Source organism: Micromonospora tarapacensis, assembly GCF_019697375.1.
Lineage (GTDB): Bacteria > Actinomycetota > Actinomycetes > Mycobacteriales > Micromonosporaceae > Micromonospora > Micromonospora tarapacensis.
In genome coordinates this window covers 706,672-719,876 of sequence record NZ_JAHCDI010000003.1, presented here as the reverse complement: position 1 = coordinate 719,876, position 13,205 = coordinate 706,672, and the positions used below count along the sequence as shown (strand labels likewise).

11 protein-coding genes and 1 pseudogene are annotated in these 13,205 nt (G+C 74.4%); 3 read left to right on the top strand and 9 right to left on the bottom strand.

Annotated elements, in window-relative coordinates:
- Nucleotides 1–11: 11 nt before the first annotated feature.
- The 4 genes from KIF24_RS34920 to KIF24_RS04250 all read right to left on the bottom strand — a co-directional run bounded on the left by KIF24_RS34920 (nucleotide 12) and on the right by KIF24_RS04250 (nucleotide 5,331).
- Nucleotides 12–1,742 carry a RecB family exonuclease gene (locus KIF24_RS34920; protein ID WP_230415173.1) on the bottom strand — a complete coding sequence of 577 codons (1,731 nt, stop codon included), beginning with the start codon at nucleotides 1,740–1,742 and terminating at the stop codon, nucleotides 12–14.
- A 275-nt stretch (nucleotides 1,743–2,017) separates the two neighbouring features.
- Complete coding sequence (locus tag KIF24_RS34915; protein ID WP_407939874.1) at nucleotides 2,018–3,544, bottom strand: UvrD-helicase domain-containing protein; 1,527 nt, start codon at nucleotides 3,542–3,544, stop codon at nucleotides 2,018–2,020.
- A 398-nt stretch (nucleotides 3,545–3,942) separates the two neighbouring features.
- Nucleotides 3,943–4,488: an LOG family protein gene (locus KIF24_RS04255; RefSeq protein WP_221082840.1), complete on the bottom strand. Its 546-nt coding sequence runs from the start codon at nucleotides 4,486–4,488 to the stop codon at nucleotides 3,943–3,945.
- 3 nt (nucleotides 4,489–4,491) lie between these two features.
- Nucleotides 4,492–5,331 (bottom strand): LOG family protein, encoded by an 840-nt coding sequence (locus KIF24_RS04250; RefSeq protein WP_221082839.1) that lies wholly within the window; start codon nucleotides 5,329–5,331, stop codon nucleotides 4,492–4,494.
- 138 nt (nucleotides 5,332–5,469) lie between these two features.
- Here KIF24_RS04250 and KIF24_RS04245 point away from each other — a divergent pair, with 138 nt between their 5' ends.
- The gene (locus tag KIF24_RS04245) at nucleotides 5,470–5,622 is read left to right on the top strand and encodes a hypothetical protein (RefSeq protein WP_221082838.1); all 153 of its coding nucleotides are present in this window, start codon (nucleotides 5,470–5,472) and stop codon (nucleotides 5,620–5,622) included.
- 68 nt (nucleotides 5,623–5,690) lie between these two features.
- On the opposite strand, the gene dapE is transcribed toward KIF24_RS04245, so the two are convergent.
- Nucleotides 5,691–6,764, bottom strand: coding sequence for a succinyl-diaminopimelate desuccinylase (gene dapE, locus KIF24_RS04240; protein ID WP_221082837.1), 1,074 nt, complete (start codon nucleotides 6,762–6,764; stop codon nucleotides 5,691–5,693).
- 126 nt (nucleotides 6,765–6,890) lie between these two features.
- On the opposite strand from dapE, the gene dapD reads away from it, so the two are divergent.
- Nucleotides 6,891–7,850: a 2,3,4,5-tetrahydropyridine-2,6-dicarboxylate N-succinyltransferase gene (gene dapD / locus KIF24_RS04235; RefSeq protein WP_221082836.1), complete on the top strand. Its 960-nt coding sequence runs from the start codon at nucleotides 6,891–6,893 to the stop codon at nucleotides 7,848–7,850.
- Between the two features lie 359 nt (nucleotides 7,851–8,209).
- Here dapD and KIF24_RS32135 read toward each other — a convergent pair whose 3' ends face one another.
- Complete coding sequence (locus tag KIF24_RS32135; RefSeq protein ID WP_230414843.1) at nucleotides 8,210–8,878, bottom strand: hypothetical protein; 669 nt, start codon at nucleotides 8,876–8,878, stop codon at nucleotides 8,210–8,212.
- A 119-nt stretch (nucleotides 8,879–8,997) separates the two neighbouring features.
- Between KIF24_RS32135 and KIF24_RS32130 the strand changes: the two genes are divergently transcribed.
- Nucleotides 8,998–10,701, top strand: coding sequence for a hypothetical protein (locus KIF24_RS32130; protein WP_230414841.1), 1,704 nt, complete (start codon nucleotides 8,998–9,000; stop codon nucleotides 10,699–10,701).
- Here the strand turns inward: KIF24_RS32130 and KIF24_RS04225 are convergent.
- The 3 genes and pseudogenes from KIF24_RS04225 to KIF24_RS04215 all read right to left on the bottom strand — a co-directional run bounded on the left by KIF24_RS04225 (nucleotide 10,678) and on the right by KIF24_RS04215 (nucleotide 13,075).
- Nucleotides 10,678–11,325 (bottom strand): nucleoside/nucleotide kinase family protein, encoded by a 648-nt coding sequence (locus tag KIF24_RS04225; RefSeq protein ID WP_221082835.1) that lies wholly within the window; start codon nucleotides 11,323–11,325, stop codon nucleotides 10,678–10,680. The two genes, KIF24_RS32130 and KIF24_RS04225, sit on opposite strands and share 24 nt — an antisense overlap.
- Complete coding sequence (locus tag KIF24_RS04220) at nucleotides 11,325–11,972, bottom strand: SIMPL domain-containing protein (protein ID WP_221082834.1); 648 nt, start codon at nucleotides 11,970–11,972, stop codon at nucleotides 11,325–11,327. The genes KIF24_RS04225 and KIF24_RS04220 overlap by 1 nt, the downstream gene beginning before the upstream one ends.
- Before the next feature lie 91 nt (nucleotides 11,973–12,063).
- Nucleotides 12,064–13,075, bottom strand: a pseudogene (locus KIF24_RS04215) (prephenate dehydrogenase).
- Between the last annotated feature and the right edge of the window lie 130 nt (nucleotides 13,076–13,205).

The following is a 13,205-nucleotide window of genomic DNA, read 5'->3' as shown; positions in this document are numbered from 1 at the left end:
GGCTCGCACGCTCACTCCTCGCGCTGCCGGACGGTCGGCGGCTCGACCACCTGACGCCCCTGCCCGGAAACCGGGCAGCTGGCGCGGACCGGGCACACCCGGCATTTCGAGTTGGCGACCGCGGCGAAGGTGGCGGCGGCCATCGTATCGGCGGTACGGCGGACGAGCGCGGTCGCCCAGCCGGCCTCAGGACCGTCGGTCGACGGTGGCTGGGCCTGCTCCCGGGCGTCCTTGGCGCCGGTGCCGAGCTGCACCAGTGCCGCCCCCCCGGGTTCGTCGCCGAACTCGGCGAACGCCCCCGCCTCCACGGCAGCCTGGTACGCACCCAGCTGCGGATGCTCGGCCACCTCACTCTCGGTGACGGCGGTGGACTTGCCGGTCTTCAGGTCCACCACCACCAGCCGGCCGTCCGCGTCGACCTCCAGCCGGTCCACCCGGCCGGTCAGCTCGACCGGCCGGTGCGGGTCGTCCAGGCGTACCGCGAACTCGTGCTCGATGGCGAGCAGCCGGCGCGGGTTGGCGGCCAGCCAGCGCAGCAGCTTGTCGACCATCGCCTCGGCGCGGGCCCGCTCCGGCCCGACCATCCAGCGGGCCGCCAACTCGATCGCGTCGAACCGGGCGGCCACGTAGTCCAGCAGTGCGCCCCGGTCGACGCTGGCGTCCTCGGCGAGCATCGCCGCCGCGTGCACCAGGTTGCCGACGCCCTGCGGGGTGCTGGCCGGCGCGCTACCGCCGTGCCGTTCCAGCAGCCAGCGCAGGCTGCACCGCAGCGCGCTCTCCATCCCCGACGGGGTGACCCGGACCGGCTTCCCGTCGTCCACCAGCGGCCGATCGTCCGACAGCGGGCGCAACCCCCACCAGTCGTCGGGGTGCGCGCCGGAGACCCCGGCGGCGGCCAGCCTGGCCAGTTCGGCCGCCGCCGCGTGCCGCCGGGCGGGCGGGGCCGCCGGGTCGACGACCGCGGTACGCAGTTCCGCCACCAACGCGGGCAGGGTGAGTGCCCGGGGTGGCCGGCTCAGCGGGAGCTTACGCGGGCCGGCGGCGCCGGCATGGCCTTCGCCGGTCGGGGCGGGCCCGGCGGCCGGGCCGCGGTCCGGCGGCCCGGCGGCCGGCACCGGCGGGCCCAACGGCCCGGGATCCGGCGGGCCGGGATCCGGCGGGCCGGGATCCGGCGGGCCGGGATCGGCCGGGCCGGGATCGGCCGGGCCGGGATCCGGTGGGCCGCCGGCCGCGTCGCCCGGACCCGGCTCGTCGCCGGGCTGGCCGGTGGTGCCGAGTTCGTAGAGGAACCGGCTGGGCTGCTCCTCGTGGTCGTCGCCGCCGACCGCGGCCGAGGCGACCGCGCTGACCAGCAGCCGCCGCCTGGCCCGGGTCACCGCGACGTGGAACAGCCGCCGTTCCTCGTCGAGCAAGGCGGAGGTCTGCCCGACCAGCGTGGCCACCCCGCCGGCGCCGTCCGCGCGGCCGGCCAGCACGTCGACCAGGCGTTCCGAGCCGAGCAGGCTGCCACGCAGCCGCAGATCCGGCCAGACACCCTCCTGCACCCCGACCACGGCGACCAGGTCCCACTCCAGGCCCTTGGCGGCGTGCGCGGTGAGCAGCCGCACGGCGTCGCCGCGGTCCGCGGTCGGGGCGAGGGTGTCGGCGGGCAGTTCCTGGCCGAGCACATGGTCGAGGAAGACCTCGGTGCGGGCACCGGGCAGCCGGTCGGTGAACCGGGCGGCGGCGTCGAAGAGGACCATCACCGCGTCAAGGTCACGATCGGCCGCCTCGGCCCGGCGGCGGCGGGCGAGGTCGCCCTCGCCGGCCACGGCCGGGCCCCGGGTCAGCGCGGCGGACCACAACTCGGCCAGCCCGCTGGCCCGCCAGACGGCCCAGAGGACCTCCTCCGCAGTGGCGCCCGGCCGGCCGGCCGCCTCCCGGGCCACGCCCAGCAGGCCGGCCACTGTGTGCGCCGGCTCGGCCCAGCGCCGCTCGACGCCCGCCAGCTCGGCCGGGTCGCGCAGCGCCTCGACGATCAGCTCGCCGGAGGGCCGCCGGTCGCCGCCGGCGAGAGCCAGTGCCCGCAGGCCCTGCCGCAGCCGCCGCTCGGCCAGCGGGTCGGCGCCGCCGAGCGGCGAGTGCAACAGTGCGACGGCGGCCTCCTCGTCGAGCCGCTCCGGCTCCAGCGCACAGCGCAGCAGGAGCAGCAGCGGCGCGACCGCCGGTTGCAGGTGCAGGGGGAGATCCTCACCGTGCACCACGGTGGGTACGCCGGCCGCGTGCAGCGCCCGGCGCAACCCGGGCAACTGCCGGGCGGTGGAGCGGACCAGCACCGCCATCCGCGCCCAGGGCAGTCCATCGAGCAGGTGCGCCGCACGCAACGCGTGCGCCAGCCAGGCCGCCTCGCTGGTGGTCGAGGAGAACGTGCGTACCTCCAGCGCTCCCGCGGGTGCGTCCGGCAGCGGGCGCAGCCGCCGATGTGCCGCCGGGCCGCGCAGCCGCCGGGCCAGCCGGGTGGAGGCGGCCAGCAACCGGCCCCGGCGCGGTAGCTGGTGCTCAGCAGCACCTGCGCGGCCGGCGCACCGGAGGCGGTGCGGAACCGGTGCGGGAAGGTCGTCACACCGGCCGGGTCGGCGCCCCGGAAGGCATAGGTGGAGGAATCGGGATCGGCGAAGGCGACCAGCGGAATCCCGCCACCGGCGACGGTGTCCAACAGGTCGAGCTGCGCGGGGTCGGTGTCGGCGAGTTCGTCGACGTAGACGTACGCCAGCCGGCGCCGCTCGGCGGACAGCAGCTCCGCGTCGTCGCGCAGCATCCCGGTGGCCGCCCGCACGAGTTCCGCCGGGTCGTAGGCGACCGAGCCCCGGTTGGCCACGTCGCGCAGCGCCAGCACCGCGACGTACTCCCGCAGGAACCGAGCGGCGGCCGGCCAGTCGGCGCGGCCCAACCGCTCGCCGAGCCGGGCCAGCTCGACCGGGCCCACCCCACGCTCGGCGGCGCGCATCAGCAGGTCACGCAGCTGGGCGGCGAACGCCCGGGTACGCAGTGCCGGGCGTAGCTCCACCGGCCAGCCGACCGGGTCGTCGCCGGGTTCCTCGCCGGATTCCGCACCGACCACGTCCAGCAGCTCACGGATGATCAGATCCTGTTCCGGGCCGGTGAGCAGCCGGGGTGACGGCTCACCCCGCTCGGCGGCGGCGCGCCGCAGCAGCCCGAACGCGTACGCGGGGAAGGTGCGTACCAGCGGTTCGCGCAACACCCGTTGTCCGGTCGCGGCGATCCGGGCCTCGACTCGATGCCGCAGGTCGGCGGCGCCGCGTCGGCTGAAGGTGAGCACCAGGATCCGCTCCGGATCGACGCCCTCGGCGACCCGCGCGGCGACCGCCTCGACGAGCGTGCGGGTCTTCCCGGTGCCCGGCCCGCCGAGGACCAGCATCGGCCCGTCGGTGTGCGCGACGACCTCCGCCTGCCCGAGATCCTCCCGGCCCGCGGCCTCGGATGGGCGGAGCCGGGTCGGCTTCCGGGTGGGCGTCGACCGGTGACTGCCCGGCCGACGGGCCACCACCGTCGGTCGGCCCGGCGGGCCGACGCACCAACCGGTACGCCTGCATCCCGACATCCCATCACGCCCCTGCGACACTTGCCGCCGCGCCACACCCTTCCGAGCCCCAGCTCGCGCCCCGGCCTGGTCCCCGCCGATCGGTGCCCGGAGGGCCGCTGGGCGCCCCATCGCACTGCGGCGCACGGTGCCGGAGCGCCACCGCCTACCGGTACCACTCCGCGCCCTTTGCTCTGCCTCACCCCACGCACCGGTCGAGGCAGCTTCTGTTGCGTGGATTGAAGCAGAGCCAAGTGTGTGCCAGGTAGCCACCGGCGGCGCGGACGGGTCGGGTACCCACGGGTCGGGGCACACACCGGTCGGGCACTGACGGGTCGGGCACGGACGGGTCGGGCCGTGGTTCAGGCGAGGTGGGATTCGAGGAGGTCCAGGGCGGTGGGAACGGTGTCGGCCAGCCGGAGCAGGCCAAAACCGGCGGGCTTGAGGAAGGTCTGGTCGGTCAGGCTGCGCAGCCAGTCCAGCAGTGGGCCGTAGAACCCGTCGCTGTCCACCAACACCATGGGCTTGCGGTGCAGGGCCAGCGTGGCGGTGGTCCAGACCTCGAAGAGTTCGTCCAGGGTGCCGAGACCACCCGGCAGCGTGAGGAAGGCGTCCGACTTCTCGATCATGAGGATCTTCCGGCTGGCCATCGAATCGGTGACGAGCAGCTCGTCGGAGGCGAGGTCGGCAACCTCCAGGTCGACCAGCGCCTGCGGGATCACGCCGATCGTCCGGCCACCCGCCGACCGTGCGCCGTCGACCAGCGCACCCATCATCCCGACGCAGCCGCCACCGCTGACCAGCGTGTGCCCACGCCGGGCGATCTCCGCGCCGGTGGCGGCGGCGAGGTCGAGCCAGCGCTGGTCGAGAGTACGGGAGGAGGCGCAGAAGACACAGATCGCGGCCACGGGTCAGCGCTCCGTGGACTCGTCGGCCGCGGCCCGCTGGTCGGCGGCGACCCGGGCGACGGCCTCCTCGCGGACCGCCTCCTGCTCGGCGCTGATGGCCGCCTCGGCCTCCACGATGTGCCGCACCGCCGCGGCGATGTCGTCGGTGACGCAGATCAGCTCCAGGTCGACCGGACCGATCTTCCCTTCCGCCGCCATCGTGTCGCGCAGCCAGTCGAGCAGACCCTGCCAGTACTCCGCGCCCATCAGCACCACCGGGAACCGGGTGACCTTGCCGGTCTGCACCAGGGTGAGTGCCTCGAAGAGTTCGTCCATGGTGCCGAAGCCGCCGGGCAGCACGACGAACGCCTGCGCGTACTTGACGAACATGGTCTTGCGGGCGAAGAAGTAGCGAAAGTCGATGGCCAGGTCGACCCAGTCGTTGATGCCCTGCTCGAAGGGGAGCTCGATGCCGAGACCGACGGAGTGGCCACCCGCCTCGCTCGCACCCCGGTTGGCCGCCTCCATCACGCCGGGCCCACCGCCGGTGATCACGGCGTACCCGGCTCGGGCCAGTGCCGCACCCAGCGCCTCGGCGAGCTGGCACTCCGGGCTGTCCGGCTTGCTACGGGCCGAGCCGAAGACGCTCACCGCCGGTGGCAGGTCGGCGAGGGTGTCGAAGCCCTCGACGAACTCGGAGAGAATGCGCAGCGCCCGCCAGGCGTCCTTGGTCTTCCAGTCGGCGCGCGCCCGCGAGTCCAGCAGCCCCTGGTCGGCGGTGCTTGAGGTAATTGACTGGCGACGGAATGTGACGGCGCCGCGGTGCCGCTCCTGTCCTGGTTCACGGCGGTTGCTCTGGGTCATGGGAGCAACCGTAGTGGAGTCCGACCGGAGAACCCGGCAAACACTTCGTGATCTTGTGCAACCAAACCCCTTTCCCGTACGTCTTACTATTCACATACCGGGTATGCCTCGGCACGCGGCTTCGGGGGAGGAGACAGCGTGATCAACAACAACGAACGGGTCCGGATCCGACGCCAGATGCAGCGACGGATCCGCGACGTGGTGGCCGAGCGCCGGCGCGCCCGGCTGCTCGAGAACCCGCCCGAACCGCCCGTCGAGCCCAGCACCGACTCGCACCTGAGCGCCGTCTGACCCCACCGCGTCACCGGGCGGCCACGTCACCCGGCCGACCACGGGGCGAACCTCCGGCCCGAGGAGGCTCAGGCGGGGGCGAGCCAGCGGTACAGGGTGGCGGCGCCATCCCGGATCTTGCCGATCTCGACGTGCTCGTCGGGATGATGGGCCAGGTTCGGGTCACCCGGGCCGAAGTTCAGCGCCGGAATCCCCATCGCGGCGAACCGGGCCACGTCGGTCCAGCCCAGCTTGCCGATCGGGGCAGCACCCACCGCGGCCAGGAACTCCCGCGCGGGGGCGGCCGCCAAACCGGGCAGTGCCCCGGCCGCGCAGTCGGTCACCGCGAGTTCGTACCCCGCGAACACCTCGCGCAGGTGCGCCTCGGCCTCGGCCGGCGTCCGGTCGGGCGCGAAGCGGTAGTTCACCTCGATCTCGCACCGGTCCGGCACGACGTTGCCGGCCACCCCACCGGAGATCCGCACCGCGTTCATCCCCTCGCGGTACTCGCACCCGTCGATGGTCACCCGCCGTGCCTGGTACGTCGACAGCCGGCGCAGCACCTCACCGGCGTCGTGCACGGCGTTGACCCCGTGCCAGGAACGGGCCGAGTGGGCCCGGACCCCGGTGGTCACCACCGTCGCCCGCATGGTGCCCTGGCAGCCGGCCTCCACGACGCCGTACGTCGGTTCGAGCAGCAGCGCGAAGTCGGCCGTCAGCCACTCGGGGTGCGCCTGCGCCACCAGGTGCAGCCCGTTGTACCTGGACTCGATCTCCTCGGCCTCGTAGAAGAAGTACGTGACGTCGTAGCGCGGCTCGGCCAGGGTGGTCGCGAGGTGCAGCGCGAAGGCGACCCCGGACTTCATGTCCGAGGTGCCGCAGCCGTAGATCAGGTCGCCGCGCAGAGTCGACGGGAAGTTGTTGTTCAACGGGACGGTGTCCAGGTGCCCGGCCAGTACCACTCGGGAGCTCCGGCCCAGGTCCGTACGGGCCATCACCGTGTTGCCGTGCCTGCTCGTGGTCAGGTGCGGCACCACCCGCAGGATCTCCTCGACGCAGTCGGCGATGGCCGTCTCGTTGAGGGACACCGACTTGATGTCGACCAGCGCGCGGGTCAACGCCACCGGATCGGCGAGGACCTCGGGGGTAAGCGGGTTCTCCATGGTCCGCACGGTACCGTCACAACCGGCGACCGTGAGACGCGAGCCCTTCGGCGAAACGCGAGGAGTGAGCTTGCGAGCCCCGCAGTCGCGAGCAGCAGCAAGCCCATGGGAACGAGAGGTGAGTAAATGACGTCCACACAATCCGCGTGGGGCATCGGCCTGGCCACCGTCACCGCCGGCGACCAGGTGCTCGACACCTGGTACCCGACCGGCAAGCTGGGCCTCGGCGAGCTGCCGCTGATCGCCGGCGAGGACGAGGCCGACGTGCTGGACCTGCCGCCGGGCGCGATCGGCGACCGCGCGCTGCCGGGTCTGCGTACCGTCCAGGTGGTCACCGTCATCGGCTCGCTGGACGACCCGATCAAGGACGCGGCCGACGCGTACCTGCGGCTGCATCTGCTCTCGCACCGCCTGGTGCGGCCCAACGAGCTCAACCTCGACGGCATCTTCGGCAAGCTGGCCAACGTGGCCTGGACCTCGGCCGGGCCCTGCCCGCCGGAGCGGGTGGACGAACTGCGCGTCATCGAACGGGCCGCCGGCCGCCACCTGGGCGTGTACGGAGTGGACAAGTTCCCCCGGATGACGGACTACGTGGTCCCCGCGGGGGTGCGGATCGCCGACGCCGACCGGGTCCGCCTCGGCGCACACCTCGCCGCGGGCACCACGGTCATGCACGAGGGCTTCGTCAACTTCAACGCCGGCACGCTGGGCACCTCCATGGTCGAGGGTCGCATCGTGCAGGGCGTGGTGGTGGGCGACGGCTCGGACATCGGCGGCGGCGCCTCCATCATGGGCACCCTCTCCGGCGGCGGCACCGACAAGGTGCGCATCGGCGAACGCAGCCTGGTCGGCGCGAACGCCGGCGTGGGCATCTCGCTCGGCGACGACTGCGTGGTCGAGGCAGGTTGCTACATCACCGCCGCCTCGAAGATCGGCCTGCCGGACGGCCGGGTGGTCAAGGCCCGCGAGCTGTCCGGCGTCGACGGGTTGCTCCTCTGGCGCAACTCGGTCACCGGAGCGCTGGAGGCCCGGCCCCGCACCGGCCGGGGCATCGAGCTGAACGCCGCCCTGCACGCCAACGACTGAGAGCCGGCAACGGTCTCGTCGACGAAGGCGACTCCAGAACCGCGCCGGGCGACGTGGGAGGCGGCGCGACCCATCACCATCGGCGACGCGATCGTCCTTGCTCATGCCAGCTCAACTGACCAACCAGGGGCTCCCACCAGCACAAACACCTCTACGGCGAGTGGCACCCGGGCCGACGGATCAGGCACTCTGGGTAACACAGGCGTCACCGGGAGGCTTGGCATGGGCAGTCGGATTCTCGAACTTCGCGTACACGGAGTGTCGAACACGCCGCCCGCCGAGATCCTGGGTCTGACGGCGGAACCGGCCGGCGAGGCACTCCAGCCACGGCTGGTCGCCGGCGGCCCGGTCACCGGCTTCTACCGCTCTCCCACCGCCACGCCACTCGATCCGATCGTCGTCGAGGCGTACAGCTGGGGGCAGTTGACCTCCGGCGCGCGGACCGCCCGTGACGTGGAGCGGGCCCTCTGGACGCTGCTGTTGCCCTTCACCCTCGCCAATGTGGCACTGCACGCCCGGCCCGGGATACCGCCCGACCCGACCACCGAACGGCTGGCCAGCCGATCCGGGATGACCGCATGGCTGATCCGGCTGTTCTGCCTGACCCTGACCGGCACGCCCGTGATCGCGCTCACCGGAGTCGGCGTCGACCTCATCGGCTGGCAGTGCGTGGACGAGACCTGCCTGCGCCACGTCCCCGGGCCGTGGGAGTTCCTCGCCAGCCCCTGGTGGCAGCAGGGCGGCCGGACGTTGGCCGTCGGCCTGCTCGTGCCGCTCGCCCTGATCGCCGTGCTCGGCCTGGTCACCTGGCGGACGTACCAGTACGAGGCGGTGATGCCCGCCGACCCGACGACGAACCCGCCGGTGCGCCGTACGCCGGCGCCGGTCGACGCCGACGTGCCGGTCAGCCAGCCGGCGCCGGAACCGCCTCCCTTCCCGAACCGCCGCCGGCCCCGCTCGCCAACCCACTTCAGGACCCGACGTTCTGGTGGGGCGAGGGGCAGCTGCGGCGCGCGGCCGTGCTGCACCTCTGCACCGCCACGGTGGTGGCCGCGGCGGTCCCGCTCGGCACGGTCGCGATGCTGGACCCGCCGCGGGGGCGCGGGCCGCCATCGCCTGGACCGCGGCGGCGGGGATGATCGCGGTCGTGGTGATCACGCTGGTGGCCATCGGCCGGCCGTTCCTGACCCGGCGCGACGGGGCCACCCCGCTCGGCCCGTGGAGCGCCATGGTCGTCGTCCTCACCGGCCTCGGCCTGGCCGGCACCGTCGCGGTGCTGATGCTGCCCGACGGCGCCGCCGGCACGCCCCTGGCCGAGCTACGCCCACCCGCGGGATGCGCCGAAGACCCGGCCCTGGCCGGCTGCCTGGCGGACCGGTCGCTGCCGGGCTACGACCGGATCATCGCCTGGCTGGGCACCGGCCAACTGCTGCTGCTCATCGCGATCGGGGCAGCCGCGCGCTCCGGGCGGCGCGGCGTCGCGACACCCGCCGCCGCCACGCTGCTGATCGCCGGCGCCGCCGGCTGGTGCCACGGCTGGTTGCCCGGCGTCGGGCCGGCACCGCTTGAGGTGTGGCAGCTGACCCTGCCGCTGTTGGCCCTCGCGGGGACCGGCCTGCTGCTGCCCCGGACCCGGCCCACCGCGTCGAACCAACCGCTGGAGCCGCACACCGACCTCGCCTGGCGAGGTCGGGCACCGGCTGTCATCGCCGGCTTCGGTTGGCTGCTCTGCCTCGCGTACAGCACCGGAGTGCTCTACTGGGTCACCGACCGGCTCAACGGCGCGGCCACGCCCGGCGGGCGGTCCGTGGTGGTCCCGCCGACCCTGGTGCCCTGGGCCGGGCTGGGCTTCGGCGTCGCGCTGCTGCTGCTCGCCCTGGTCGCCGTCCGCGCCGCCGTGCTCTTCCACCGGCTGCGGCGCGAGGAGTACGCCGAACTGAGCGCCCGCGGCGGACGGCTTTCCGCGCACGACCTGCGCCGCGGCCGGGACGTGAGCACCCACCAGGCGTTGCACCGGCTGGTCGGCGAACACGCGCTGCGGCTGGCCGGTTGGTACGCCGGCGCGATGGCCGTGCTCGCCGCCCTCGGCTGCGTCGCCGTCCTCTCCGCCGCCCGCCCGCAGGCGATAGCGACGGGCGCAGGCGCCGCCGCGGTCAAGGCCGTCGCCGACATCGGCGGCTCGCTGCTCGGCTGGTTGCCGGTGGCGGTCGCCGCCGTCGGCCTGCTCGTCTACCGCAACGACACCGTCCGGCGGTCCGTCGGGGTGGTCTGGGACGTGGGAACGTTCTGGCCGCGCACCGCGCACCCGCTCGCCCCACCGAGCTATGCCGAGCGGGCCGTGCCCGAACTGCTCACCCGCACCGCCGGCCTGCTCGCGCTGACCGAGCACGACCCCCGCCGGATGGACGGAATCATCCTCTCCGGGCACAGCCAGGGCACCGTGATCTGCACCGCGGTGATCCTCCAACTACCACACCGGTGGCGGCGACGGATCTGGTTCTTCTCCTACGGCTGCCAGCTGACCCGGCTCTACGGCCGGATCTTCCCCGCCTACTTCGGCCCCGACCGGCTGCCCGTGCTGACCGGGGCACTGACCCGGCCGTCCGGCGTGACCAGGTGGACGAACTTCTGGCGGGACACCGACCCGCTCGGTTGGCCGGTCGCCGCAGGGGAACGGGACATCGCGGTCACCGACCCCGAGGCACTGCACCCGAGCGACGGCGAGGTGGCCGACCCACCGATCCGCAGCCACGGCGGCTACCCGGCGGCCGACGAATTCCACCGGGAAAGATCCCGGGTGGCCTGGCTGCTCCGGCGGGCGGTCCCGTCACCCCGGCGAGGGCGCGGCTAGCCGGACCACCAGGTCGGCACGGCCGGCGGTGCCGGCCACCAGCGCCGCGTTGGTCTCGTCACTGCCCAGCGCCCAGGCCCGGGCGTCCTGCTCCGACCGCCCGTGCGCGACGTGCCGCGCCACCAGCCGGTGCCGCCGTAGGTCGACGTCGAGGTCCAGGAACCACGCGTCGTGCAGCAACGCACGGACCTCGTCCCAGGGCCAGTCCGGGATCAGCAGGTAGTTGCCCTCGGTGACCACCAGCCGGACCTCCGGCGGCACCTCGACCGCCCCCGCGATCGGCTCCTCCAGATCCCGGCGGAACCCGGGCGCCCAGACCGAGGTCGGCTCCTTGCGGCGCAGCCGGCGAAGCAGCGACACGTAGCCGTTCGCGTCGAAGGTGTCGATCGCACCCTTGCGGTCGGCCCGGCCGAGTCGATGCAGCTCGGCCTGGGCGAGGTGGAAGCCGTCCATCGGCACCAGTCGGGCGGCCGGACCGACCGCCTCGACCACCTGGGCGGCCAGCGTGGACTTGCCGGCCCCGGGGGCGCCGGTGATCCCGAGCAGCTGCCGCGGGCCGGCCTCGGCCAACGCGCGGGCGCGGTCCACCAGTTCCCCGACGGGCAGGACCAGGGCGGTGGGCATCAGGACAGGACCGGTCGGCTGATCGTGAACCGGGCCCGCACGGCCGCGTGCACTCCCTGGGGCTGCGGGTCGAGTTCCAGCTCCGGCGGCCCGCCGGACTCGGCACCACCGGCGTCGAACGCCATCCGCGCCATCATCGGCTGCGCGGTGCCGCCCTCGTCGGCCAACTCGACCAGGTCGGTGACCTGGGCACCGAGCGCCTCGGCGTACTCGCGGGCCCGTTGCAGGGCGTCACCGATCGCGGTGTGCCGGGCCTCCCGGTAGGCGGGGCTGTCGGGCCGCAGCGACCACCACGGCCCGGCCACCTCGACCTGGTCCTGGTCGGCCAGGCGCAGCATCAGCTCGCCGAGCGCGGCGAAATCACTGACCGTCACCGTGGTGACCACCGAGCCGTGCCAGGCCACCACCCGCTCACCGGAGCGTCGAGTCTCGGGCCGCACCCGCAGGTCGCCGGCCTCCCGGCGATCGATCGTCGGGCCGTACGAGTCGAGCAGCACGCGGATCGCGGCAGCCCGTTCGGCCAGCCGGGTCAGCGTCGGCTCCCGCTCCCGATCACGGGCCAGGGCGGTCACCGTGAACCGGGCGAGTTCCGGAGCGACCTCGCGGTACGCCTCGCCCCGCACCGTCACCACCGGTCCGTCCACCATGCCCTCACCCTAGCGGCGGGCCACCCGCCGTGCCCACCGATGCGGGCGGGCCGGCGGCGGGCGGTGCCGTCCCCGGAGCGACCGGTCGCGCTCAGCCGACCTGCGGGAGGTGGGCGGTGTAGGCGACGGTGCCGTCCGCCACCCGGCACGCGCCGAGGTGTCCCCGGCCGCCCCCAGCCCGCACAGCCAGGCCACCTCGGCGCGCTCCTCGCCGACCCGGAAGGACCTCACCTGCTGGTCGTACGGGCGGCCGGCCAGGCCGGCGCGGGCGGCGCCAGCCTCGGCGTACCGGGCCGCGAGCCGCTCGCCGGCACCGGACCGCAGCGCCCCGGCCAACTCGTCGAGAAAGGCGGTGACCTCGGCCAGTGCGGCCAGCACCTCGTCGCGGTTGCCGCGCAGCATGTTCGCGGTGCGCTGCGGCGGGTGCCGGCGACCCGGGTGCCGTCCCGGAAGCTTCCGGCGGCCAGCGCGAGGACCGCCTCGCGCAGCGGCGACCGCTGTGCCGCGCCGGCCAGCGCCCCCGCGAGCAGGTGCGGCACGTGCGAGGCGAGCGCCGCCACGGCGTCGTGCCGGTCCGCCGCCATCGGCACCACCCGGGCGGCGAAGACCTCGGTGATCAGGGTGGCGAGCCGGCGGAACGCGGCCAGCCCGTCCGGCGCGGGGCAGAGCACCCAGCTGGCGCCGGAAAACAGCTCCGGCAGCGCCGCGGCGAGACCGGCCCGGTCGGTGCCGGCCATCGGATGACCGGGAACGAAGCGGCGGGTCAACCCCCGCGCCAGGGCGAACGCCGCCAGTTCCGCCTTGGTGCTGCCGACGTCGCTGAGCAGGCACTCCTCGCCGGTCATCCCGGCGACCTCGACCAGGGTCGCCGGCAGCGTGGGCAGCGGCCCGCCGAGAAAGACCACGTCCCGGTCGGCCACGGCGTCGACCAGCCGCTCCGCGGTCGGTACGCCGGCCAGCCGGGCCTGCCGCCGGGTCCCCTCGTCCGGATCCCAGCCGGTGACCTCCAGCCCGGCGGCGTGCAGCCGCAGCAGCACCGACCCGCCGATCAGCCCGGTGCCGACCACCGCCACCCGCGGGCGGCCGTCAGCCGTGAGTACCATCGTGTACCTCGGCGTTCCGTCTCGTGCACGGAGCCGGGCGGCCCCGCGCGAAGTCCGCGCCGAGGATATCGCCCAGCCGGACCGCCGCCCGGTGCCGAGTGCGACCGCGGGGCCGGGCGGGAGCGGGCCG